Consider the following 23,107-nt stretch of genomic DNA (forward strand, 5'->3'; position numbering starts at 1 on the left):
GCTAATTTTGTTGGTGTTTCGGGCTTAGCCCGCGTCGCGTGCGGAAATGGCCTCGGCCTGACGCACCATGACTTCGGCCTGTTTGATCGAGGCGATGTCAATCAGGCGGCCATCAAGGGCGACGGCACCAGAGCCTTCGACCTGGGCCTTTTCCATGGCTTCGAGGATGCGTTTGGCCTTGGTGACTTCTTCTTCGGACGGTGAATAAACCTCGTTCGATAGCGCGATCTGGCTTGGGTGGATGGCCCATTTGCCTTCGCAACCCAGTACCATGGCGCGGGCGGCTTGGGCGCGGTAGCCATCCGGGTCAGAGAAATCACCAAACGGGCCGTCAATCGGCCGGAGACCATTGGCGCGGGCCGCCACCACCATGCGGGCAATGGCGTAATGCCACATATCGCCCCAGTGATAGTCACGCGGATTATCACCGTCCTTGTCGGTCAAAACGCCGTAATGCGGGTTCGGGCCGCCAATGCCGGTCGTCATCGCCTTGGTCGAGGCGGCGTAATCGGCGACACCGAAATGCAGGCTTTCATTGCGCGGCGAACCAGCCGCGATTTCGTGGATGTTTTGCATGCCAAGGGCGGTTTCAATGATCAGTTCAAACCCGATGCGTTTCTTGCGGCCCTTGGCGGTTTCGATCTGGGTTGCCATCATATCAAGGGCGTAAACATCCGCCGCGGTCCCGACCTTGGGGATCATGATCAGATCCAGTCGGTCACCGGCCTGTTCGAGAACATCGACGACATCGCGATACATGTAATGGGTATCAAGACCGTTGATACGAACCGACAGAACCTTGTCGCCCCAGTCGATATCGTTGATCGCGGCGATGATGTTTTTGCGTGCCTGTTCCTTGTCACTGGGCGCGACGGCGTCTTCCAGATCAAGGAAAATGGCATCGGCCTTGGATTTGGCGGCCTTTTCAAACAGTTCGATCCGGCTGCCGGGAACGGCAAGTTCGGACCGGTTCAGACGTGCCGGGGCCGGGGTCGGTGTGGTGAAGCTCATGGTAACGTTTCTCCAGAACCTGTCATTTCAATCAGTGCGTCGCAGGCGACGGATCGCCGAGGGATCATCGCGCGAAGCATGTGGCGTATTCTTGCGTCCCGTTTTCGGGATCGTACCGTGGCCGCCGTGACAGTTATGTGGCCTGCGATCATTGTGCGTCGCAGTAATCCTGTGGGTAATCTATGGTGCGGATGCGAATGGTGGCAAGCCCAAATACACCTATCCTTCTAGTGCTTTCGACGCACAGGGTCGGTACTTCAGAAAAACTCGAGATAAGCCCGATAAAGCAATAGCCCCTTAACAAGACTGTCGTTAGATTACCGACAATATCGGGTTTGTGGCCAAACGCGCGCCCGAAAGTCCCTATCAGCAGGTAGTATTAAACGACCCATGCGTCGCGCTTATTCCATCGTTGTTTCTGCCGGTCTGGCGCCTGCGCTTATTATGGGGGCGTGCCTTATGCTGGCCGTATCTCCGACGCTGGTGCCCGCAGAACTTGCCGGGCTTGTGCGATACGGGCCGTTCTTGCTGGCGATGCTGGGCGGGGCGATTGGCTGGTGGTTTAACCGCGGACGTGCGGTTTTCGTCATGCTGTTGCTGCTGATTTGTTATTGGCTTTTGGTGGGTAACGGGGCGGGCATTTCGGCCGAGGGTTTGGCGTTCCTTCGGGTTGCGACCCTTTATCTGATCCCGATCAATCTGCTGTTGCTGGGCTTTACCGCAGAACGTGGTGTTTTGAACCCGCGTGGCATTGCCCGAATGCTGATTTTGGGTTTGCAGATTTTTGTCATGCTGATGCTTGCGGGCCAACCTGATGTTGGATCAGCCCTTTATCGGCTTCTTGAGACCAGATTCTTTGTCAGCACGGGTGTGCTTGGGGCGTTGCCCCATCCAGCGATGGTCATTTCGGTTCTTGCGGTGGTGTTGCTTTTAATCCGTCACAAGCCGCTTGAAACCAGCTTTGCGAGCGCGATCATTGCGATTGATGTGGCCACCGTGATGGGGACTGGCGTTATTCAATATGGGTATCTGGCGGCAACCGGTGTGGTGTTGGCAGGATTGGCGCAGGAAGCCTGGCGGATGGCGTTTGTCGATGATCTGACCGGATTGCCGGGTCGGCGTGCCCTTGGCCATGCGATGGCCGAACTTGGCAATCAATATGCGATTGCGATGCTTGATGTTGATCACTTCAAGAAGTTCAACGACACCTATGGCCATGATGTTGGCGATATCGTCCTTAAAAAGGTCGCGCGTGAACTGGCCCGTGTTGGCGGCGGGGGCAAGGCATATCGTTATGGCGGCGAAGAATTTGCCGTCCTATTTGCCGGACGAACGTCCGAGCGCGCCCAAGAACCGCTTGATGCCCTGCGCCAACGGATCTCGGACAACAAGATCACCCCGCCGGACAAGAATAAATCCGTTTCCGTCACCATTTCAGTTGGTGTGTGCGAACGCGACGAAGACACCACCGATCCGTGGGCGGTTCTGAAAAGTGCCGACCAGAAACTTTATCAGGCAAAGCAATCAGGCCGGAACCGGGTGGTGATCTGATTAAAGCTCGTCAAATTTGAAGACAAGGCGCATCGAGCCTGCCGTATTGGCAAGGGTTGCCAGGCAATTGGCCGAACGTTCTGGCGGAATGGCAACCGCAAAGCGCTGGGTATAGATCCGGGCATCTTTTTCATCGGTGGCGGATGCGGCCAGGCGCACGATGTTGGCGTTGTATTCGATAAAGATTTCCGACAGGCGCGCGATTAACCCCGGCTGATCAATCCCCGAACATTCAATGAGATGGGTGGCACCCGGTGCGGTGGTCAGTTCCGGGGCAGCCGCGATGGCCTCGACCGTGATATCGGCATTTTCAAGCGCGAGTTCCCGAAGGCCGGTTTCACATTCGGTGATCGGGCAGTCTTCGGGCAGTTCGCAGCTGGTTTCGAACTTTGCCGTCGCGCCTTCTAGCGCAAACGAGGTCGGTCCAAGGTTGGCGCCGATATCAAAAAGCCGTCCGGTGATGTCAGACACCAGTCCAACGCGGTCATTGCAGGACACTGAGATGCGGGTATTGGCTTTCATCGCGGCACTCCTTGTATTTTCTCGGTATTTCCTCGTGGGGCGGTCTTGGCAAACCTTATCATCCCGGTTTCGATGTTCCCATTTCTTTTGAGGGCACGGGACAGCAAGTCTTTTGTGTGGGGAAGGGGCTTAAAAGCACAAAGGCCCGACGCGGTGACGTCGGGCCTTTGATTGGCGCGCCCGGGAAGATTCGAACTCCCGGCCTTCTGATTCGTAGTCAGATGCTCTATCCAGCTGAGCTACGGGCGCTTTTTGGCTTGTATAAAAGGCAAAGGCTCGACGCGCTAACGTCGAGCCTTTCAATGGCGCGCCCGGGAAGATTCGAACTCCCGGCCTTTTGATTCGTAGTCAAATGCTCTATCCAGCTGAGCTACGGGCGCTTTGCCTTGTTTTCCGGCGGTTTGCAAAGGACTGCTCCCCGTCGGCGGAGCGGAACTTATGCAAACGAGCTGGTCATTGCAAGTAGTAAATTTGAAATTTTGCCATTTTTTCGTAAGGCGCGGTTTGCCTGACTGCTACGGCCCTGTTTTGCCCGGCTTTGTCCGGTTTAAAGTGAATAAGGACAAGACTCGGCAAAAAAGGGGCAAATGCGTCTTGTTCCATAAGTGGTCGTAGACTAAGATGCTTTCAATCCCGGGGGAGCAGGGGCTTGTTTCACCTAGATAAAAAGGCAAGCCCAGGGAGATTCGCATATTTCTACTTAGGTAATAGATCGAAATGGCCGTTCGTAAAACCTACCTCGCCGTAATCGGCACCGCCCTGATGCTGGGGGGATGTTCTTTTTCTTCTGAGGCCCTTTGGCCGACACTCGCCGGAGAAGAGGAAACGACGCAGGAAAACGTCGTTGCTTCTCAGCCGGCTGGTGCTGACACCACCACCACCAGCTATACCGCTGCTGCAAGCACGGAACCGCTGACCGGTGTGTCTCAGACCGGAACCTTTGTCGGTTCCAAAGTCGAGAACATGCAGCAGGAACTCAACCGTCTTAAGGCGGCTTTGAACCAGCATAACAATGAATTACAGCAGCTTCGTGCACAGACAGTTGCGCATTCGCAGGCCTATCACGGTACTGTGGCTGCGATCAGTGCACGTCTGCAAGTCGGCACCACGCCGGGTAACCCGGTTCTGGTGCAGCAGTGGAACACTGCGCAAGGCGAACTTGATCGTGTAAACGATGATATCGCCGCGCTGAACTCGCTGGCCAACAAGGTTGCTGCCGACAGCACGCTGTCGACCTTCCTGCTTGAGTCGGTTCGTTCGGCCTATCAGGTTTCCGGTGCGATTGACGAAGACCACCGTCAGTTGGCGCTGCTTGAAGACGAAACCAACCGCACCACAGTGCTGATTGACCGTCTTCTCAATGAAATCAGCGAAAGCCTTGCTCGTCAGACGTCTTATGTAAGTACCGAGCGCGCAAACCTTAATGCGCTGGCTCTGGCTGTCAAAAATGGCGAAATCTTCGGGGATTCCCTTTCCAAGCGTGTTTTCCAGTCGCAGGCCGCACCGGCATCAAGCGGTCAGCGCATGGCATCCACGCCAAGTGACCGCCCGCTGGTTGTCATTCGCTTTGACACGGCAAGCGTGAAATACGAACAGGCGCTTTACAACGCGGTCAACCGCGTTCTGGAACGCCGCCCGCAGGCAAGCTTTGATGTGGTTGCGGTCACGCCGAATCGTGGTACCCCGGCGCAGGTTGCGCTGAACGCCAACAAATCCAAGCGCAACGCGCAGGCAGTTCTTCGGTCCCTGACCGATATGGGCATGCCAAGCTCGCGTGTGCGTGCTTCTGATGCGACCAGCGCATCTGTCTCGGCCAACGAGGTGCACGTCTTCGTGCGCTAAGTCCTGCTGGACACCAACGGGGATTTTAAGAACGGCTAACGGGTGCTTCGCGAAATCGAAGCACCCGTTTTTTATTTGCGGCTTTGCCCTGTTGGCAGGCTGAAACCCGGAAAGTGATATGGGCGATCTCGTCAATCTGCGTCAGGTGCGCAAACAAAAACAGCGTGATGAAAAGTCCCGCAAGGCCGATCAGAACCGGGCTTTGCACGGTCGCACCCGTGACGAGCGCAGTTTGACCGAGCAGGAACGAAAGAGCGCCGATAAAAAGCATGACGGGCACAAGCGTGTCCATGCTGGCAAGGATGAGCCTTTGCTTGAAACGTCTACAGGCGAGGACGCAGCGCCCACCGAAGATGCAGCGTTCACTGAGGGGGTTGAAAACAATGTTGTCTCGATCTTTTCCCCGGATCGTTCTTCTGACTGAGACCTGACCTCAGCGCTTTTCACGAACCATTATTAAGCCACACGGGGTCGCCATCGCATGCGTTGCGCTGCGCTGCGGACGTGCAGATGCGGTGATGGGGCCTTCGGCGGATTTTTCAGGAAATTGCGATCAGGGGGCAAAAAGCCGCTGCCCTTGTTTGGTGCGCAGTGACAATGGCGTGTTGCCATCGTTGCGGGTCAAACGGGCAGGCATGGGCCGTTACACAGGGCGGCACGGCAATACCGGCATGGCCGGGTCTTCAAATCACAGCACCGATAAATCACGTTTGCGGTGCCGGTCGCATGTCTTTGGTCGCATTGCCGCTTGGATAAGGGGCAGTGCAGGGATCAGTTCACCAGCGTTTCCGCTTCGCGTTTGGCCTGATCAAGCGCCTCGTCCCAGCCCATCAACCAGTCTTCAAAGTCGCGGGAATCAGATGGATAGGGGTTTTCAGTCAGGCGGTGGGCATCGATACCCGCCGAGAAGCCCGAACCATAGGCCGAGTTCGGCAGATGGCGTTCCTGAACCACGGGGGCGTGGGTTTCATAGATGCTGTTGCGGAATGCCGGCAGGGAGCAGAGCACGCCATCATCAATGCCCATCGGGTAGGCCATCATCATGGCAGAGCCAAGCGAGGTGATCGAAAGTTCGTCACCAGCCGTCATGCGGATAAGTCCGGCCAGTTTGAGGTGGGCAATGGCACTGTCGATACGGCGCTGCAGGTCCGGGCCGTCTTCGATGGCAACCTGGTTGCCGTCATCATCAGTGCAAAAAAGGGATAAGACACGGCGCAGCAACATGCTGCGATCAAGATTTGCCTCGGCGCTACGAAGTACGGTCAGCATCAAGGCGGGATCGCCGGGCGCGAAATCCATAGAACTGGACATTCATGGGCCTCCGTTCGGGTCTAAACGAATTCCCTCCCAAGTCGGCAGCGTTTTTCTCTCTCATGGGTTTATAAACCCGGCTGCCTTATTGTTATTATAGTTTGCAGATATGTTTCCAACTTGTGAAGACAAGATTTCGCTTATGCGGAATTTTTTGTTCTTCGCAGTGAACAAAAACACTTTTCCCGGCTAATAAATTGAAATCCGCCACAGATTAAGGGTGCTGCGCTGCAATGACGCTTGGGGAAAAATTTTCGCGATCTGTGTTCAGATGGGGATTGTGTGGATGGTAGTGCGCCGATCAGGTCGCATCCTTGCCCGGTTTTGACGCCGTGGAGGCCGTCTTGCCATCCGGGTTGCGCCAGACGCGCACGCGATTGCGACCGCCTTCCTTGGCGGCATAAAGGGCTTTGTCGGCCTTTTCGATGATTTGCTCGGTCGTGCGGCTTTTGGTCATCGGGGCGGCCCCAATCGAGGCGGTGACGGGCAGAACCGTCTCATCGCTGATGGTGACCGGTGATGCCTCGATCACACGACGCAGGCGTTCAAGCACACGCGCACATTGCTTCATATCGGCATTGGGCAGGCAGATCAGGAATTCCTCCCCGCCATAACGATAAACCTTATCGAACGGGCGGACATGCGATTGCAGGATGCCCGCCACCGATTGCAGGACAATGTCGCCTGCCTGGTGGCCATAGGTGTCATTGACCGATTTGAAGTGATCGAGATCGACCAATGCAATGGCGGTGGGGACTTGGGTCCGGATCGCGCGTTCCCGTTCGGAATTCAGATCACCCATCATGGTTTGCCGGTTATAGGTGCCCGTGAGAGGGTCAACATCCGAACGTGCGGTTCTGAAAGCGCGTTCAAGGCGACGGAGCTGGGCAAAGAAGGATTCTGCACGCAGCGCCATCATGTCGAATTCGGCCGAATCGACTTCGCCGTCAACTTCGCGCGCCGATAAAAGCCGCTTGGCCGAATCGTGCAATTGTTGATGGGTCGCGGCCAGCGCATGCATGGCGGGTTGGTCAATCAGCCGGTTATGGCGATTAAGCGCATACCAGGACCCGAAATCGCAATCATGATCGTCATCGTCCGTATCGGGATCGGGACCGGCGGGCGAATCCGGCAGGGCGAGTTTGCGGTTCCAGCGCAGCAAAAGGGCCACATGTTCGCCAAGCGCCTTGTCGAGTTCGGCCAGGATGTCGCGTTCGGCATCGGCCATCCCGCCATCAGCAACGCTTTCGGGCATCTTGTGGCCCCTGGACTTGCCGGTGGTTGGCTTTGCCAGGGCAGGGTCAGCCTTGGCCGGTTGCGACGTGTCACTCATGCGAATGGCCCCGGATCCGTTTCAGGGATCGTGTTTACGAAAAGATTTCATCAAAGGTTTGTTTTAACAGGCGATCGAGCTGCGCCATAGGGATGTCGACGCCAAGGTCCTTCAGGCTGGTGACACCATGATCGGAAATGCCACAGGGGACGATCCCACCAAAATGTGACAGGTCGGGGGCGACATTGATTGCAATGCCGTGGAAGGTCACCCAGCGGCGCACACGCACGCCAATGGCGGCGATCTTGTCTTCGCGACCATCATCGCGCACGACCCAGATGCCGACACGGCCATCCCGACGTTCGCCCGTAATGCCAAGCAGCGCCAGTGTGCGAATCACCCATTCTTCAAGATTATGGACATAGGCGCGGACATCGCGCCCACGATTCTTGAGGTCCAGCATCAGGTAAACAGTGCGCTGACCCGGCCCGTGATAGGTATATTGCCCACCACGGCCCGCGTCATAGACCGGAAAGCGATCCGGGTCGACAAGGTCTTCGACATGCGCGCTGGTGCCCGCTGTATAAAGCGGGGGATGTTCAAGAAACCAAACAAGTTCATGGGCTTCGCCGGCATTTATCGCTTCGGTGCGGGCTTCCATTTCGGCAAGGGCTTCGGGGTAGGAAACCAACCCGGAGGTGGTGCGCCACTCGGGGTTTTGCGCGGTTGGGGCGTTGCTTTGCATTTTTCCTGTCAAATAAGTGAAATGAGCCCTTGATCAGGGGATACCAATTTGCTATCTCCCTTTCCGCGCCAAGGCAAGCCCGCTTCAGTACCTCAAGGGCTTGTTGACATATATATGCGGTCGTGGCGGAATTGGTAGACGCGCAGCGTTGAGGTCGCTGTGGGTTAATAGCCCGTGGAAGTTCGAGTCTTCTCGACCGCACCAAAAAGGCCTTCCCTTATTTTCAAGGGAGGGCTTTTTTGATTCCGGCATGTCTTTGCAGCGCGCGGTCCAAACATCACAAAATTTGATTGTGTAACCTATGGTTATGGCTATTGTTGGGCACGTATTGGTGTGAAGGTCGGTACAAAAGGAAGTTCCATGTCCTTTCAGTCGGTGTTGCCATAGCCTCTTGCGGTTGCCCACGATAAGGCCATCGGGATAGCGAAGGCGTGAAGGCGATACGATGTCTATCAGAATAAAACTTGCCGAAACCGAACAAGAACTGAGTGATGTTTATCGGTTACGTTATCAGGTCTATTCCGAGTTAGGGCGATTTGCCGAAGAATATGATGATGCAATCGTCGATGTATTCGACGCCATTCCGTCGGTTGCCAACATTATCGCTTATAACGATGGCGTGCCAATCGCGACGATCCGGGTCAATCTGGATACCGCACTTAAGCTGCCATCAGATCACACTTATGATTTCACACCTTACCGGGAACGCATTGCCGCAGAGGAACAGGCTGCTGGTCGGAGCCAGCCGATCTTTGCCAGTGCCGGGATGCTTGCGATTGCAGCAGAGTGGCGCAATCGTCGCAATGTGTTTGCGGGGCTTCTGCGGATGGCTGTTGATATCGGTCACATGTTCGGGGTTACCCATATTGTTGCGACGGTGAATGATGAGACAGCCGGCATCTATGAGCGGCTGGGGTGGGAAAGGTTGTCCTCGCCGGTGCCGATGGGGGACTTTGGGGTTAACATATCGCCCTTTGCAACGACGATGGCGTCAATGTATCGCTGGGCGTTTGGCATGTTCCGGGAGAAAAAAGACCTGCTGGAACAGTTCAGCGGGTGCTTTACCTGGTATCTGGTCGACAAGGGGACCAAAATATTTTCCCAGGGGGAGCCTGGCGACGAAGCGTATCTGATCACCACGGGGAGTGTTGATATCACCTGCTTTCATGAAGCTGCGGACAAAACGCTCTATCTGGCGCGGCTGGGACCAGGCGATATGTTCGGCGAGCTTTCACTGATCGACAGTTCCGAACGATCCGCAACGGCTGTTGCGAGCCGTAATACCGAATTGGTTGTAATCAATCGCGATGTGTTCTGGGATAAAAGCTATGAGGATCCAACGCGGCTGAAAGACCTGATGCAGGTTCTTGCTGCGCGTCTTCGGGACGCAAACAACCTGAGCATGATCTATGCCTACGCCTCTTTGGACGAGCGTTTGAGCTATTTCGCCGAAATGCTGCGCAGAACGGCGGTCGAAGATGTTCGGAACCCTGATATTTTGCGCTCCAAAATGACCGTGCAGGAATTTGCCGATATGTCGCGCGCCTCATTGGAAGAGGCAGAGCGTTTCCTTGATAAGCTTCAGGCAGAAAACAAGCTGGAATATTCCAAACATCAGATCACCTTTTTTGAAGGCAGGGACTCTTGAAGGAAAACACCGCAAGCTCGACAGCCTATACGGTTTTGCAGGGGCTGATCTATATCGCGAAATGCACCGAACACCGGTATCTGGTGCCAGATGAAATGTATCGCCTGGGCGAACAGGTTCTGCTGGCGTCCGACGAAGGCCGCAAACGGTTGGCAGAGTTGGACAAGCCTGCAATCAGGATCAAAACAGCCATTCGCGAGTTCATCTTTCTGCCGGGCATTACGCTGCATTACATTTTGCGCAAGCGGTGCATCGAAGAAAAAACACGCGAAGCAATTGCCGCTGGGGTGACGCAGGTGATCAGCCTTGGTGCGGGATTTGACAGTCTGGCATATCGGTTGTCGCGCGAGTTTGCCGATGTGAATTTCATCGAAATCGACCATCCCGATACCCAGAAGTTCAAAGAAAATGCCTTTGATCAGGCGGATGCTGTTTCCACTGATCAGGCAAAACTGTCTTATCTGAGTGTCGATTTTACGCATCAGAACATCGAAAGCCGATTACAAGGTTTTGCCGCGTTTGACAGTAGCCGTCCGACCCTTTTCATCAGTGAGGGGGTGACCATGTATCTGACTGAGGACGAGATAACGCATATGTTTCAGTCCATACGCAATCTTACTGGTGTGGGGACCCAGTTTCTGTTTACGGCACTTGAGCCGCGTGAAAGCCCGCGCAACAATACGCGGCTTGCGTTGTTCCTGTATCTTAAACTGATTGGTGAGCCTATCAAATGGTCGATGGAGGCACCGCGCTTGGGGGCGTTTCTTGGAAAACAGGGATGTGCTTTGCATTCGATTGATGCGACAGAGGAATTTAAAAGTCGCTACCTACGATCAGGCCGTCAGCCGCGCTTGCATCATGGTGAATATGTTGCAATGGCCGAGTTTCAATAAGTTTAGCCAACCGGGTTTTTCGTTTTTGGTCCCACCCCATATGCCTTACAATGATCAACCAGCGAATGCCGAGATTGTATTGTCGGACCAGTACTGACTGTGTCCGGTGGGCGTCGTATTTGGTTTGTTGTGAAGTACGGCATTGAGAATTGTGCAATGCTGCCCACTGATTTGATGTGAACTGAATGCTTCAATCGCGACAAAAACTGAATTAGTCTGCCTGTCCCGCTAGAGTGAATTATCAGGATTTAACCGATTTACGGTTAATTTATGTAAATACCTGAAATCAAAGGTATTATAATGGCAAATAGAAATGACAAGCTGCGCGAAGCAGCTTTGGACTATCACCGGTATCCCACCCCGGGGAAATTGTCCGTAACGGCAACCACCACCCTTGCCAACCAGCGTGACCTGGCGCTTGCCTATTCGCCGGGCGTTGCGTTTGCGTGTGAGGAAATCGTCAAAAACCCCGATACCGCAGTCGATTACACTGCGCGCGGTAACCTGGTCGGGGTGATTTCCAACGGCACGGCGGTGCTGGGGCTGGGGCCGATTGGCCCGCTGGCCTCCAAGCCAGTGATGGAAGGCAAGGCGGTTCTGTTCAAGAAGTTCGCCAATATCGATGTCTTCGATCTTGAAGTGAACGAAACCGACCCGGAAAAATTCATCGATATCGTTGCAGCACTTGAGCCGACTTTCGGGGGTGTTAACCTCGAAGACATTAAGGCGCCGGAATGCTTCATCATCGAGAAGGCACTGCGCGAACGCTGCAACATTCCGATTTTCCATGATGACCAGCATGGTACGGCGATTTGTGTGGCCGCTGCGGTCCTCAATGGTCTGCGTGTGACCGGCAAGGATATCAACAAGGTCCGCCTTGTGGCATCGGGGGCTGGCGCAGCGGCATTGGCGTGCCTTAACCTTCTGGTGTCCATGGGGCTGCCCAAGCACAACATCACGGTCACCGACCGGTTTGGTGTTGTCTATAAGGGCCGGGCCGAGGAAATGGACCCGTGGAAGGCCGAATACGCGATTGAAACCAACGCGCGTACCTTAAGCGATGTGATCGAGGGGGCGGATATCTTCCTGGGTCTTTCGGCGCCGAACGTGATGGGCGAGGATGAGCTGCGCAAGATGGGCGAAGGCCCGATCATCATGGCGTTGGCCAACCCGACCCCGGAAGTTTCCCCGGAACTGGTCAAGGAAATCCGCCCGGATGCCGTCATGGCGACCGGCCGGACGGACTACCCAAACCAGGTCAATAACGTGCTTTGTTTCCCTTTCCTGTTCCGCGGTGCGCTTGATGTTGGCGCGACCGAGATCAACGAGGAAATGAAAATCGCTGCGGTCGAGGCGATTGCCGACCTTGCCAAGGCGGAAGTTTCCGACGTGGTGGCAACTGCGTATGGCGGGGAAGAGCTTAAATTCGGGCCAGAATATCTGATCCCGAAGCCGTTTGATCCGCGCCTGATGCTGGAAATTCCGCCGCGTGTTGCCAAGGCAGCCATGGATAGCGGTGTGGCCAAACGCCCGATCGAGGATTTTGACGAATATCGTCAGCAACTGGAAGGTTTCGTCTTCCGTTCCGGCCTTGTCATGAAGCCGGTCTTTGATGTGGCGCGGTCGCACAAGAAACGCGTGGTTTATCCCGAAGGCGAATCGCGTCGTGTGCTTCAGGCCTGTCAGGTGCTTGTCGATGATGGCATTTGCCATCCGGTCCTGATTGGCCGTCGTGAAGTCATCCTTGAACGGATTACCGAGCTTGGCCTGCGTCTGGTGCCGGATGAACAGATCGAAATCCATGATCCCGATGACAATCCGCATTTCGAACAGGATTGGCAGGACTTCCATAACATCATGGGCCGTCGCGGGATCAACCCGGAATATGCCCGTGCGATTGTCCGTACCCGTCCGACCGTGATTGCGGCCCTGATGCTGCGTCGTGGGGAAGTCGATGCAATGTTGTGCGGCTGTCAGGGCGGCTTCCTGCGTCATCTGCGCTATGTCCGCAATCTTGTGGGCCTGCGCAAGGGTGTCACCGACTTCTCGACCGTCAATATGATGATCATGAAGCAGGGCACGTTCTTCCTGACCGATACCTATGTGTCGGTGGATCCGACGCCGGAACATGTGGCAGAAACCGCCATCATGGCAGCAGACGTGGTCAAGCGTTTCGGCATTACGCCAAAGGCCGCGCTGATTTCGCATTCCAACTTCGGCAGCCACGAGAACAAGTCGGCGTGCAAGATGCGCGATGCACTTCAACTGATCAGAACGCAGGCACCCGATCTTGAGATCGAAGGGGAAATGCATGCGGATGCGGCGATTTCCCAGCCGATCCGTGACAGGATTTTCCCGCACTCGATGCTGAGCGGTTCGGCCAACCTTCTGGTCATGCCGACGCTTGATGCGGCCAACATCTCCTATAACATGGTCAAAATGTTGGGCGATGGGCTTCCGGTCGGGCCGATTTTGGTTGGTGCGGCCAAGTCTGCCCACGTTGTCAGCCCGTCGATTACCGTGCGTGGCATTGTCAATATGACGGCGATTGCCGTGGTTGATGCCGTGACGCGCAATCAGGAAGGCCAGTAAAACCTGATCCCGCCCATGTCCCGATTGCGGGGCGGGGTGGGGATCTGCCATCGGGCTCTTGACCGGGGCCATGGGATGGCGCAGAAACAGCCGTGTCGGGCATTGGAACCAAAAGCCTGGCACGGCGTTTGATATTTTGCAGGAAACAGCGGCAGCGCATTAATTCAGGGAGGGGCAGATGACAGGTCAAGTCGAAGAACTCGACCGTTCGGCGGATACGTCTTCCGGCGATGAATATGTCGACCTTACTCCCGAATATGCCCGCGAAGTTTTTGATGCCCTTGGCGAGGAAGAGGGCAACAAGGCAGCCGACCTTCTGGCGGAACTGCATTTTGCCGATATCGCCGATTTGCTGGGTTGGGCCAGCTCCAACCAGCGTGAACAGCTTGTTGATCTAATCCGTCCGGATTTTGATCCGGAATTCCTCACTGAACTTGATGACGAACTGCGCGAAGAAGTCATTGGGCTTCTCGGCACCGAAGTCGTGGCCGAGGCGATCACCGAACTTGATTCGGATGACGTTGTCGAGGTCATTGAGGACTTTGACGAGGATGAGCAGCGCGAGCTTCTTGGCGCGCTTTCCGATATCGAGCGAGCGCGGGTTGAAGAGGCGCTGTCCTATCCAGAATATACCGCCGGTCGTATCATGCAGCGCGAGCTGGTGGCGATCCCGGATTACTGGTCGGTCGGGCAAACGATTGATTTCCTGCGTTCGGCCAAAAGCCTGCCGGAAGATTTTTATGACATCATCGTTGTCGATCCGCGCTACAGCCCGGTCGGGATTGTGCCGCTGTCACGCGTCATCCGCACCAATCGCCCGGTGCTGATCCGCGACGTCATGGAATCGGAAGAAATGCGCACGGTCGTCGTGACCGAGGAACAGGAAAACGTCGCCCATCTGTTCCGTCAGCGCGACCTGATTTCTGCCCCGGTTGTCGATGACAATGGGCGTCTGGTCGGTGTGATCACGGTCGATGACGTTGTTGACGTTATTGACGAGGAATACGAAGAAGACATGATGCGCCTTGCCGGTGTCGGCGAGGAGGATGACCTTTCAAGTGCCATTCTGGCCACGACCCGGTCACGCTTTACGTGGCTTCTGGTTAATCTTGGGACCGCGATTATGGCGTCTCTTGTCATCGGGCTGTTTGAAGGCACGATTGAAAAGCTGGTGGCGCTGGCGGTTTTGATGCCGATTGTCGCTTCCATGGGCGGCAATGCCGGTACCCAGACGTTGACCGTTGCGGTGCGCGCCATTGCAACGCGTGAACTTTCCAGCACCAACGCATGGCGCGTCATCCGTAAGGAAGTTGCGGTATGCGGCCTGAACGGGTTGGCCTTTGCGGTCTTGTCCGGGGCCGTGACCTGGCTGTGGTTTGATGATGTGCTGCTTGGCGGTGTCATTGGGGTTGCGATGATCATTAACCTGCTGTTTGCCGGACTGTTCGGGGCGCTAATCCCGCTTGGTCTGGAGCGGGCCGGGATCGACCCGGCGGTGTCATCGTCGGTGTTTCTGACGACCATTACCGATGTGGTTGGCTTCTTTGCCTTCCTTGGGTTGGCTGCGGCCTTCCTGTTGTAGCCACGAACCATGCATCATCTTTGAAAGACAAAACCCCGTGCCGATCAGGCTGCGGGGTTTTGCTTTGCTCGGAATAATTGCTTATCCGGATTTCTTGTCGTCTGACGGCCCTGACGGGCTTTTCGAGGAGAGCTGGTTTGGTGTCTGCTTGATCAGGAGTTCGAGCGTGTCGACCGCATCGCGCGGTGCGGAGAGCAGGAAGCCCTGCATTTCGTCACATTCGGCCGCCTGCAGGGAGGCCATCTGTTCCTCTGTCTCGACACCGACAGCGACGACCTTGCGGTTCAGGCTTTTACACAGTCGGATTGCCGGTTGCAGGACGCTGTTTTCGGGTTGCTCATCAAGTGCGACATTAAACAGCGATTTTGACAGCTTGATACGCTGAACCGGGAAACGTTTGAGATAGCGAAGCGACGTATTCCCCGCCGCAAAGTGATCAAGCGTCAGACCAATACCAGCCTCGGCAAATCGATAGAACTGACCAAGGGCGCGTTCCGGATCGCGCATGGCGATTTCCTCGGAAACCTCGATCTCGATCATCGCCGGATCGATTTCATGTTCGGCGGTCAGATCGGTGATGTTCTTGATCAGGTCGGCCTGAATAAACTGGCGGCTTGAAACGTTCAGCGCAATCGGGACCGGGACATAGCCCTGCTGACGCCAGTCGGCGACCTGCTTACATACGGTATCAATAATCCAGTGACCCAGCGGCGAAAGCAGACCGGTGCGGTCGGCAACGGCAATGAAATCAGGCGGCAGGCGGCGTTTGCCGCTGTCATCAATCCAGCGCAGCAGGGCTTCAAACCCGGTCAGGCTGCGATCCGATGTGCGATAGCGCGGCTGATATTCAAGCACGAAGCGTTTTTCATCAACCGCACGCCGAAGCTGCGTTTCCATCGAAAGCCGCGCATGCATGACGTTGTTCATCGTCTCGACAAAGAAGCAATAAGACGATTCCGCCGATTTCTGCGCGCGATACATCGCGGCATCGGCGTTGGCCATCAGTTGCGACGGTGCACGCGCATCATTGGGATAAAGCGCGACACCAACACTGACATGCAGGCGGATTTCATCGCCGGTGGTGGTCAGGATCGGTTGCGACATGGCTTCGACCACGCGTTCAGCCACCAAGGCGGCCCCTTCGGCCTCGGACAGGTCGGTTGCGATGATGGCAAACATATCGCCGGAGAACCGTGCACAGGTGTCCTTTTCACGCACCGTGGCGCGCAGGCGGCCCGAAATCGTGCGCAGCGTTTCATCGCCAACATCGGCACCGAAGCGGTCATTGATGGCGCGGAAGTTATCAATATCGACCACCAGAACCGACAGCAGCTTTTCATAGCGCTTTGCATGGGCAACCGCCTGATTAAGCCGGTCCTCAAACAGCGCGTGGTTTGGAAGGCCGGTCAGCGGATCATGGGTTGCCAAATAGCGCAGCCGGTTGACCGAGGCATTGGCAGCCGGATTGTGATGCAGGGTAATGTCGACGCAATCGGAATGGGTCGTGGACGGCTTCATGGCCAGGTTACAGACCACATGCACGCCTTCGGCACTGCGGACAATCCACTCGCCGCGCAATTCTTCGTCACCACGATTGATTGCGAGCAACATCTTTTCCTGTGATCGGCGCGATGCTGTGCCGTCCGACTGGAATTCCGGTGCCAGATTATAAAACCGGATAAAGCCGTAATCCTCTTCGCGCAGGTCAAAGAAATCGGCGGTTTCTGGTGACATTGATTTTAGATGACCGTCAAGCTTGGTAATCGAAAGCGACAGGTCATTGATGTCATCGCCGGCATTGATGTGATGCACTGTGCGGCGCAACGCGGTTTTCTGCCGGTTGGCCAGCAAGAAGACGACGACGGTGAACAACACCGTGGTAAAGGCCCCGAAAATCAGAACCAGTTCGGGGTTGATCGTGCTGTGTGCCAGTTTCGGATCGGCGATAACATCGACCTGCCACTGGCGCCCGACCACATCAAAGGCGACGGTGCGCTGCAGGGTTTCGTCATCCCCCTCGCCACGGATTTCAAACAGGACGGTGTCACCTTCGCGCACACGCACGCTGTAATCTTCGACCTGTTCGGTATTGATCACAGACGCCAGCAAGGAGCGAACGCGAAACGCCCCGTTAATAATGCCGATAATCTCGCCGTTTCGCCCCAAAACCGGGCTATAGGCCGTAAAACCCCGTCCGCCCTGCATCAGCTCAAGCGTCGGGGTGATCTGAGTGCGGCGCTGATCAAGTGCGATATCAAGCACCGGGCCAGCAACCGGGTGGCGTTTCAGGTCGGCCCCCATGGCCGGTACATTGCCCTTGATCGGGGCAACATAAAGAATGATGTAATTCGGCGTTATCCAGTTGATCGCCTGAAGGGCGGGGAAGCGGCTTTGCAGAGGGGTTGCGACCGAAAGATATTCGCGTTCGTCTTCTGGCGGGCCGCCCTGCCAATTGTCGGCAAAGTTTTCAAGCACGGCCAGATTGTTGTTCACAATCGCCTTGATCTGCTGGGCGACGGCATTTGCCGTGATCTGACCGGCAGATTGCAGGATCGCCCGCCGGTCATTCTGAACGGTTTGCCAGATAAAGAAAGTAACCGATACGAAGAAAGCAGCCGTCAGGAAACCAGCCGCCAAGGCCCGCTTTTTCAGGCGGGACGATTGCTTGGATGCGTTTTCCTCTGCGTGCTTTGTTTCTTCTTCCATCTCTCCCCCAACACAGCGACTTTGCCTGATCCTCCCCGATCAGGTTGTGTGCAAGTCTGCAATCGCCAGCAACCATCCGTTGATTGAACAATCTGGTGCAGATGCGTGAAGCGGCAACGACATTTTGCTGGCCAGAAACCGCTATCCTTATCTTATGGTAATATTCTTACACGACTTTAAGGGGTTGGTCGCCTTCATTTACGGAATAATTTTTGTCGGCAAGGCGCAAAAAGCATTTCGCGACAGGGTTTTGACGGCGGTTTGTCGATAATAAATCCGTCTTAGCCCCTGTTCTGAAAACGTGAAGTGGTGTATTTCAGGCGGAAATCCGGCACCCGCAGTCAAGGCCGGTGAAGATCATCCCCAGAGAGAGATCATGAAACACCATCACCGCAATCCCCGTGCCCGTGGGGGACGCAAGCGTCAGCCATCCCGGCGTGATCCACTGATCGGGTTTGAAGCCGACGTCACCGTCGAGCAGATCGGTGCGCGCGGCGACGGCATCGCCCATGTGACGGCACCGGATGGTAAATCGGTGCTGATCTATGTCGATTGCGTGTTGCCCGGCGATGAGGTGCGCGTTGCGTTGCGCCAGAAGCGCGGCGATGGCTATGGCGCCGAAGTTGTTTCCGAAATCGCCCGTGCAAGTGGCTATAGCACGCCGCGCTGTGCACATTTCAAGGAATGCGGTGGCTGCGCGCTGCAGCACATGAATGATGATGATTACCGTATCTGGAAACGCGACAAGGCCAAGGTGGCCGTTCAGCGGGCCGGTATTGATCCGCAAGATGCAGATGACCTGATCGGTGATGTTGAAATCTCGCCGCCGGGAAGCCGCCGCCGTGCCGGTTTTTCGGTGCATGTCGGGGCGACGGGCGTCTTTGTCGGCTTCCACGGGCGGTTTAGCCATACGGTCCTTAATGTGCCGGACTGCGCCGTTTTGCGCCCGGAATTGATGGCGTTTCGCGAAGCCTTTGTGCTGTTTCTTGAGGCAAGCACGCCGGAACAGGCGCGCGGTATCAAGGAAGTGTTCGTAACGCTGACCGATAGAGGACTGGATGTGCTGATCCAGGCGGCCAATGACCCCGATCTCGATATGCGCCAGGATCTGGCAGAGTTTGCCGATCACCAGAATATCGCACGGCTGAGCTGGAAGACCGGCGATCGTCCGGATGAACCCCTTGCCGCGCGTCATACCCCGATTGTTCATTTTGAAAAGATCGATGTCCCGATTGCGCCCGGTGGCTTTTTGCAGGCCACCCGCGAAGGGGAACAGGCGCTTGTGAATGCGATCAAGGCTGCGGTGACAGAGATCGCCCCGAAAAACGTCGCCGACCTTTTCTGCGGGGTGGGCAGTTTTACATTTTCGCTCGCACTTTCAGGCAAGCGGCGCTCGGTGACGGCGGTTGAAAGCGATCCGCGTGCGGTTGAATTGCTGCAATACGCGGTGGGGCAATCGGGTAGCCCGATCAAGGTTGTGCGGCGTGATCTGTTCCGCCAGCCGCTTGTGGGTGATGAGTTACGCAATTTTGATCTGGTGGTGTTTGATCCGCCGCGTGCCGGTGCCCTGGCCCAGTGCGAGGCCCTGGCGGCTGACGGGCCGGAATGGGTGCTTGCCGTATCGTGCAATCCGGCAACGTTTAGCCGCGATATGCGGGTGCTGCGCAACGCGGGTTACGAGATCGAAAAAGTCGTGCCGGTGGATCAGTTCTTGTGGTCGTCACATCTTGAATTGTTTGCGATCTTGCGGCGTGCAACCAATGGCTAAGGCCGGTTTTCGGACCGGTGTGCTTTGGGGCTTAATTTTTCTTCACTGATATACTATACTAGTAGCTGGTATTTCCGCCGGACACCAGGATGGTCAGGTTGGCAGGGGGCCGAGAACACTCGATCCTTCTGCCCGTGCAGCACGTAGTTGTTTTGCCGGCTTGTTTGAGCGGAGAAACGATGGAACCACTGGCCAGTCAGCTGCCGATCTATACCAACACTGCGCGTGCAATCGCACCGCAGAACAGGTTGATTGCGTCTGACAACAGCCAATTTTCCGCAGACAATCAGAATACAAACCGCAATGCCGACTCGCTTCAGGGGGCGGGCTATACCAGTTCGCAACTCAACAGCACGATTGGTGATGCCAGTTCACTGCTTGGTCAGGCATCCCGCGACTTATCCCGGATCGGTGATGCGCTTGACGAGATCGATGCGCTGGTTACGGTCGCAGAAGAAAACAGCGACCTTTCCACCCAGCAGCGCGCACAACTCAATGCGCAGATCGAAGATTACCTGACCCAGATCGACGATATCGCTGCCAATAGCAGCTTTGAGGATCGCGATCTTCTGGCGTCTGATCAGACGATCACGCTTCAGGTCGGAACTGGGACATCATCGGACAACCGTATTGATGTCGAACTATCCGCATCCAGTTCCGAGGATCTGGCGACGGGGCTTTCGAGTATTGATGTGTCCGACAGTGCGGGTGTTACCAATGCCCGAACACTGGTTGATGAGGCGCAGGAAGCCCTGCGTGATCGCGAAATTTCGCTGGCAGCAGACCAGGGCAGCCTGCAAACCGCGCAGGATCAAAACCGTGTTTCCCAGGTTGCGGGCGAAAACATCCTGCAGGCGCAATTGGCTGCATCCGAAACCACTGGCCGCGAGGATGCGCAAGCACGCATTTCCGAAAACCTGCAGGCGTATCTTGGGGATGTTTCAAGCCAACTTGCCAGCCAGTCGGTTGCCGTGGGCGGCATAACCCTGCCAGAGCCGCGACCGGATCCTGTGCCGGAGCGTGAAGAAGACCCGATCTTTGATCCGAACGCAGAAGATGACGGCACATTGGCCGATCAGGACTTCCTTGAAAATGGTACCGAGACAGTTCAGCCGTTTGGGGTGCCGGCCTTTGGCGGATATGACAGCGGCGGCAATGGCACCTTTGGCAGCAGCGGTGGTGTTACCGGTACAGACCGCCCGGTCAATCGGGTTTCAGTCGACGCCTGATATTGATCAGAGGTAGGGGGCGGTGGTGAAGGGTTTTGATCCTTCGCGCTTTAACCTTCGACTTTCTCGCCTTCATAGATGCCCCAGAATCCGTGACGTGGGGCCCAACCTTCGAAATCACCAAACCGCAACTGACACCAGTCCACATTGGTCGGGCAATCTTCGATTCTGCCGATGACACTGGCCGAAACCAGTGCAATTTTGCGCGCGTTTTTATCCGCTGCGGAATACAGCGTGATGTTTTCATCTGTTACAATGACATGGCGCGATCCGATCAGAAGGCTTTGATGGACCCAGCCTTCGCTGCCTTCCCAGTCGCGGACTTTGCGCCAGGTGTCAAATTCCGAAACCACTTCCATCGGCATGTTGCGGCGATGGTAAATCCAGACTTTGGGATATCGGAGCCCAGGACCGGCGCGCAGAAACACCTTGTCCGAGCGCAGTGCGACAAATCGCGGGATCGGCAGGCCCGATTCCTGTGCGCTGGCCACGATCGGCGTGGTCAGACTGCCCAGAATCGCCAAAGCCATGAAGCGATACAGAAATTTGCGCAAAATCTGCGGCATCTCGTTGGTATTCCCTCGTTTATTTCTTTTGCGCGGCTTTTGTAAAAATTCGCGATTGCGAAATAAAATTACAAAAAATGCGTCAAAATCCTTGCTTTTGTACCTTTTGGCATGGCATCACTGCAGTGCGACAGGGCATGAAAATGCAACATGCCGCATATTGTCTGAAAAAGAGTTAAAAGACCGCATAGGATCGGCACATGACCAAGAAAAAACCGCTTGTCGTCGTGACCCGGAAGCTGCCGGAAGCGATTGAAACCCGCATGATGGAACTGTTTGACGCGCGTCTGAATATCGACGATGCGCCGATGAGCAAGCAGGAGCTGATCGAGGTGGTCAAGGAAGCCGATGTTCTGGTGCCGACCGTGACCGACAAGATCGATGCGGCGGTTCTGGCCCATGCCGGTCCAAACTTGCGTCTGATTGCCAATTTCGGCACCGGTGTCGATCACGTCGATCTGCAAACCGCACGGTCGCGCGGCATTACTGTCACCAATACGCCTGACGTCCTGACCGAAGATACCGCCGATATGACCATGGCGCTGATCCTTTCGGTTTCACGCCGCCTGGCAGAGGGCGAGCGCCTTATTCGCAAAGGTGAATGGGATGGCTGGGGCCCGACATTGATGCTTGGTCATCGTATCTGGGGCAAGCGGCTCGGTATTGTTGGTATGGGCCGTATCGGTCGCGCACTTGCGCGCCGGGCAAAGGGATTTGGCCTGTCGGTGCATTACCATAACCGCCGGCGTGTCCATCCGGATATTGAAGAGGAACTGGATGCGACCTATTGGGAAAGCCTTGATCAGATGTTGGCCCATGTCGATGTCATTTCGGTCAATTGCCCGCATACGCCAGCAACCTATCATCTGCTGTCTGCGCGTCGCCTGAAACTGATGCAGCCGCATGCCATTCTGGTCAATACCGCCCGTGGCGAAATCGTCGATGAACTGGCCCTGACGCGGATGCTGGCCGATGGCGAAATCGCTGGTGCAGGTCTTGACGTCTTTGAACACGAACCGGCGGTAAACCCGAAATTGCTGGAGTTGCAAAATGCGGTTCTGCTGCCGCATATGGGATCGGCCACGATTGAGGGCCGCGTTGATATGGGCGAGAAGGTCCTGATCAATATCAAGACCTTTGTTGACGGTCACACACCGCCAGACCGGGTGATCGAAGGATTACTGTAATCCGCAATTCATAGAGATTTCATAACGATTTAAAAGGGGTGATACCGGATGTATCACCCCTTTTGTTTGCACTCCCCATATGTGGATATCGCAGTAGGCGCGATATTGGCATTTTCCCGGCGTTCACTCTGAGCGATCTTAACTTCGGGAAATGCACAAATGGTAAGACTGTCAAAGACGACTGCTGCTGATCACGTTCTGGCGACCCCGGCAAATGACGATGTCGCATCATGCCTTGCAACGCGCGAGCTGAGCCTGACGGGGCCATGCGTGGTGTCGGGCGTCCAGAGCCGTCATGCCGAAGAGATCGTTTTTGTGCGTTCCGGCAATGTCGAGGTTTCCGATGGTCATGGCCATGTGTTCGACGGCCATGATAGCTGCATTTCGATTGAGCAAGGGCAGCGTTATCACCTGCATGTCAATGCCGGGCAAACCACCAAGCTTCTGATCCTTGCGGTACCGCCCCTGCATGACCCGGAAAAATTCGCAGTCTTGCAGGCCGCAAAGGCCCGTGTGCGCGATATGATCCTGCGCGAAAAGCTGCATTGATCGCTTTTGGGGGCGACCCAAACCAATCGCGTTGCCCCTCCTGACAATTCCTGACAGTAGAAGCTGTTCTAATCGGATTGTTCGTTTCTTTCTGACCCGTGCTTGTTTATGACTGTTGGACAGTTTGAATAA

Annotated in this window: 18 protein-coding genes and 3 tRNA genes; 12 read left to right on the plus strand and 9 right to left on the minus strand. The window is 55.7% G+C overall.

The features are described from left to right. Positions 1-24 precede the first annotated feature (24 nt). A complete protein-coding gene (locus tag ACXAIA_RS13120; RefSeq protein ID WP_475349718.1) occupies positions 25-1,011 on the minus strand; it encodes an HpcH/HpaI aldolase/citrate lyase family protein in 987 nt (328 codons plus the stop codon). A 459-nt stretch (positions 1,012-1,470) separates the two neighbouring features. On the opposite strand from ACXAIA_RS13120, the gene ACXAIA_RS13125 reads away from it, so the two are divergent. Beyond that, positions 1,471-2,562: a GGDEF domain-containing protein gene (locus ACXAIA_RS13125; RefSeq protein WP_475349719.1), complete on the plus strand. Its 1,092-nt coding sequence runs from the start codon at positions 1,471-1,473 to the stop codon at positions 2,560-2,562. Here ACXAIA_RS13125 and ACXAIA_RS13130 read toward each other — a convergent pair whose 3' ends face one another. From ACXAIA_RS13130 to ACXAIA_RS13140, 3 genes are all read right to left on the minus strand, one after another. Next, positions 2,563-3,084: a glycine cleavage system transcriptional repressor gene (locus tag ACXAIA_RS13130; protein WP_475349720.1), complete on the minus strand. Its 522-nt coding sequence runs from the start codon at positions 3,082-3,084 to the stop codon at positions 2,563-2,565. It lies immediately after the preceding gene. Between the two features lie 172 nt (positions 3,085-3,256). Then, positions 3,257-3,333, minus strand: a tRNA-Arg gene (locus ACXAIA_RS13135). A gap of 54 nt (positions 3,334-3,387) precedes the next feature. Continuing rightward, a tRNA-Arg gene (locus tag ACXAIA_RS13140) sits at positions 3,388-3,464 on the minus strand. A gap of 337 nt (positions 3,465-3,801) precedes the next feature. Here ACXAIA_RS13140 and ACXAIA_RS13145 point away from each other — a divergent pair. Together ACXAIA_RS13145 and ACXAIA_RS13150 are read left to right on the plus strand one after the other, a co-directional pair. Continuing rightward, entirely contained in the window at positions 3,802-4,926 is a 1,125-nt protein-coding gene (locus ACXAIA_RS13145; RefSeq protein WP_475349721.1) for an OmpA family protein, read from the plus strand. A gap of 118 nt (positions 4,927-5,044) precedes the next feature. Next, entirely contained in the window at positions 5,045-5,350 is a 306-nt protein-coding gene (locus tag ACXAIA_RS13150) for a DUF4169 family protein (RefSeq protein WP_475344641.1), read from the plus strand. Between the two features lie 347 nt (positions 5,351-5,697). On the opposite strand, the gene ACXAIA_RS13155 is transcribed toward ACXAIA_RS13150, so the two are convergent. The 3 genes from ACXAIA_RS13155 to lipB all read right to left on the minus strand — a co-directional run bounded on the left by ACXAIA_RS13155 (position 5,698) and on the right by lipB (position 8,255). Then, entirely contained in the window at positions 5,698-6,237 is a 540-nt protein-coding gene (locus ACXAIA_RS13155; RefSeq protein ID WP_475344644.1) for a hypothetical protein, read from the minus strand. A gap of 301 nt (positions 6,238-6,538) precedes the next feature. Further along, positions 6,539-7,570: a diguanylate cyclase gene (locus ACXAIA_RS13160; RefSeq protein WP_475349722.1), complete on the minus strand. Its 1,032-nt coding sequence runs from the start codon at positions 7,568-7,570 to the stop codon at positions 6,539-6,541. Positions 7,571-7,604: 34 nt separating this feature from the next. Beyond that, entirely contained in the window at positions 7,605-8,255 is a 651-nt protein-coding gene (gene lipB / locus ACXAIA_RS13165) for a lipoyl(octanoyl) transferase LipB (RefSeq protein ID WP_475349723.1), read from the minus strand. 116 nt (positions 8,256-8,371) lie between these two features. Between lipB and ACXAIA_RS13170 the strand changes: the two genes are divergently transcribed. The 5 genes from ACXAIA_RS13170 (at position 8,372) to mgtE (ending at position 14,970) form a co-directional block, all read left to right on the plus strand. Further along, positions 8,372-8,459 (plus strand) — tRNA-Leu (locus ACXAIA_RS13170). A 241-nt stretch (positions 8,460-8,700) separates the two neighbouring features. Then, positions 8,701-9,903: an N-acyl amino acid synthase FeeM domain-containing protein gene (locus tag ACXAIA_RS13175; RefSeq protein ID WP_475349724.1), complete on the plus strand. Its 1,203-nt coding sequence runs from the start codon at positions 8,701-8,703 to the stop codon at positions 9,901-9,903. After that, positions 9,900-10,796, plus strand: a complete 897-nt coding sequence (locus tag ACXAIA_RS13180) for a class I SAM-dependent methyltransferase (protein ID WP_475344653.1) — start codon at positions 9,900-9,902, stop codon at positions 10,794-10,796. Before ACXAIA_RS13175 ends, ACXAIA_RS13180 begins: the two co-directional genes overlap by 4 nt. Before the next feature lie 300 nt (positions 10,797-11,096). Further along, on the plus strand, positions 11,097-13,388 hold the full coding sequence (locus ACXAIA_RS13185; protein ID WP_475349725.1) for an NADP-dependent malic enzyme: 2,292 nt from the start codon (positions 11,097-11,099) through the stop codon (positions 13,386-13,388). Between the two features lie 178 nt (positions 13,389-13,566). Further along, a complete protein-coding gene (mgtE, locus tag ACXAIA_RS13190) occupies positions 13,567-14,970 on the plus strand; it encodes a magnesium transporter (RefSeq protein ID WP_475349726.1) in 1,404 nt (467 codons plus the stop codon). An 81-nt stretch (positions 14,971-15,051) separates the two neighbouring features. Here the strand turns inward: mgtE and ACXAIA_RS13195 are convergent, their stop codons facing one another. Further along, the gene (locus tag ACXAIA_RS13195) at positions 15,052-17,676 is read right to left on the minus strand and encodes a bifunctional diguanylate cyclase/phosphodiesterase (protein ID WP_475349727.1); all 2,625 of its coding nucleotides are present in this window, start codon (positions 17,674-17,676) and stop codon (positions 15,052-15,054) included. Between the two features lie 376 nt (positions 17,677-18,052). Between ACXAIA_RS13195 and ACXAIA_RS13200 the strand changes: the two genes are divergently transcribed. Further along, positions 18,053-19,444 (plus strand): class I SAM-dependent RNA methyltransferase, encoded by a 1,392-nt coding sequence (locus tag ACXAIA_RS13200; protein WP_475349728.1) that lies wholly within the window; start codon positions 18,053-18,055, stop codon positions 19,442-19,444. A 179-nt stretch (positions 19,445-19,623) separates the two neighbouring features. Beyond that, positions 19,624-20,673 carry a flagellin N-terminal helical domain-containing protein gene (locus ACXAIA_RS13205; RefSeq protein ID WP_475349729.1) on the plus strand — a complete coding sequence of 350 codons (1,050 nt, stop codon included), beginning with the start codon at positions 19,624-19,626 and terminating at the stop codon, positions 20,671-20,673. Between the two features lie 50 nt (positions 20,674-20,723). Here the strand turns inward: ACXAIA_RS13205 and ACXAIA_RS13210 are convergent, their stop codons facing one another. Further along, positions 20,724-21,239, minus strand: coding sequence for an SH3 domain-containing protein (locus ACXAIA_RS13210; RefSeq protein ID WP_475344667.1), 516 nt, complete (start codon positions 21,237-21,239; stop codon positions 20,724-20,726). Positions 21,240-21,439: 200 nt separating this feature from the next. Between ACXAIA_RS13210 and ACXAIA_RS13215 the strand changes: the two genes are divergently transcribed. Both ACXAIA_RS13215 and ACXAIA_RS13220 read left to right on the plus strand, forming a co-directional pair. Next, positions 21,440-22,426, plus strand: coding sequence for a 2-hydroxyacid dehydrogenase (locus tag ACXAIA_RS13215; RefSeq protein ID WP_475344668.1), 987 nt, complete (start codon positions 21,440-21,442; stop codon positions 22,424-22,426). A gap of 159 nt (positions 22,427-22,585) precedes the next feature. Further along, on the plus strand, positions 22,586-22,975 hold the full coding sequence (locus ACXAIA_RS13220) for a hypothetical protein (protein WP_475344671.1): 390 nt from the start codon (positions 22,586-22,588) through the stop codon (positions 22,973-22,975). The last annotated feature ends 132 nt before the right edge of the window (positions 22,976-23,107 follow it).

It is taken from the genome of Thalassospira sp. ABL2_045 (genome assembly GCF_056161285.1).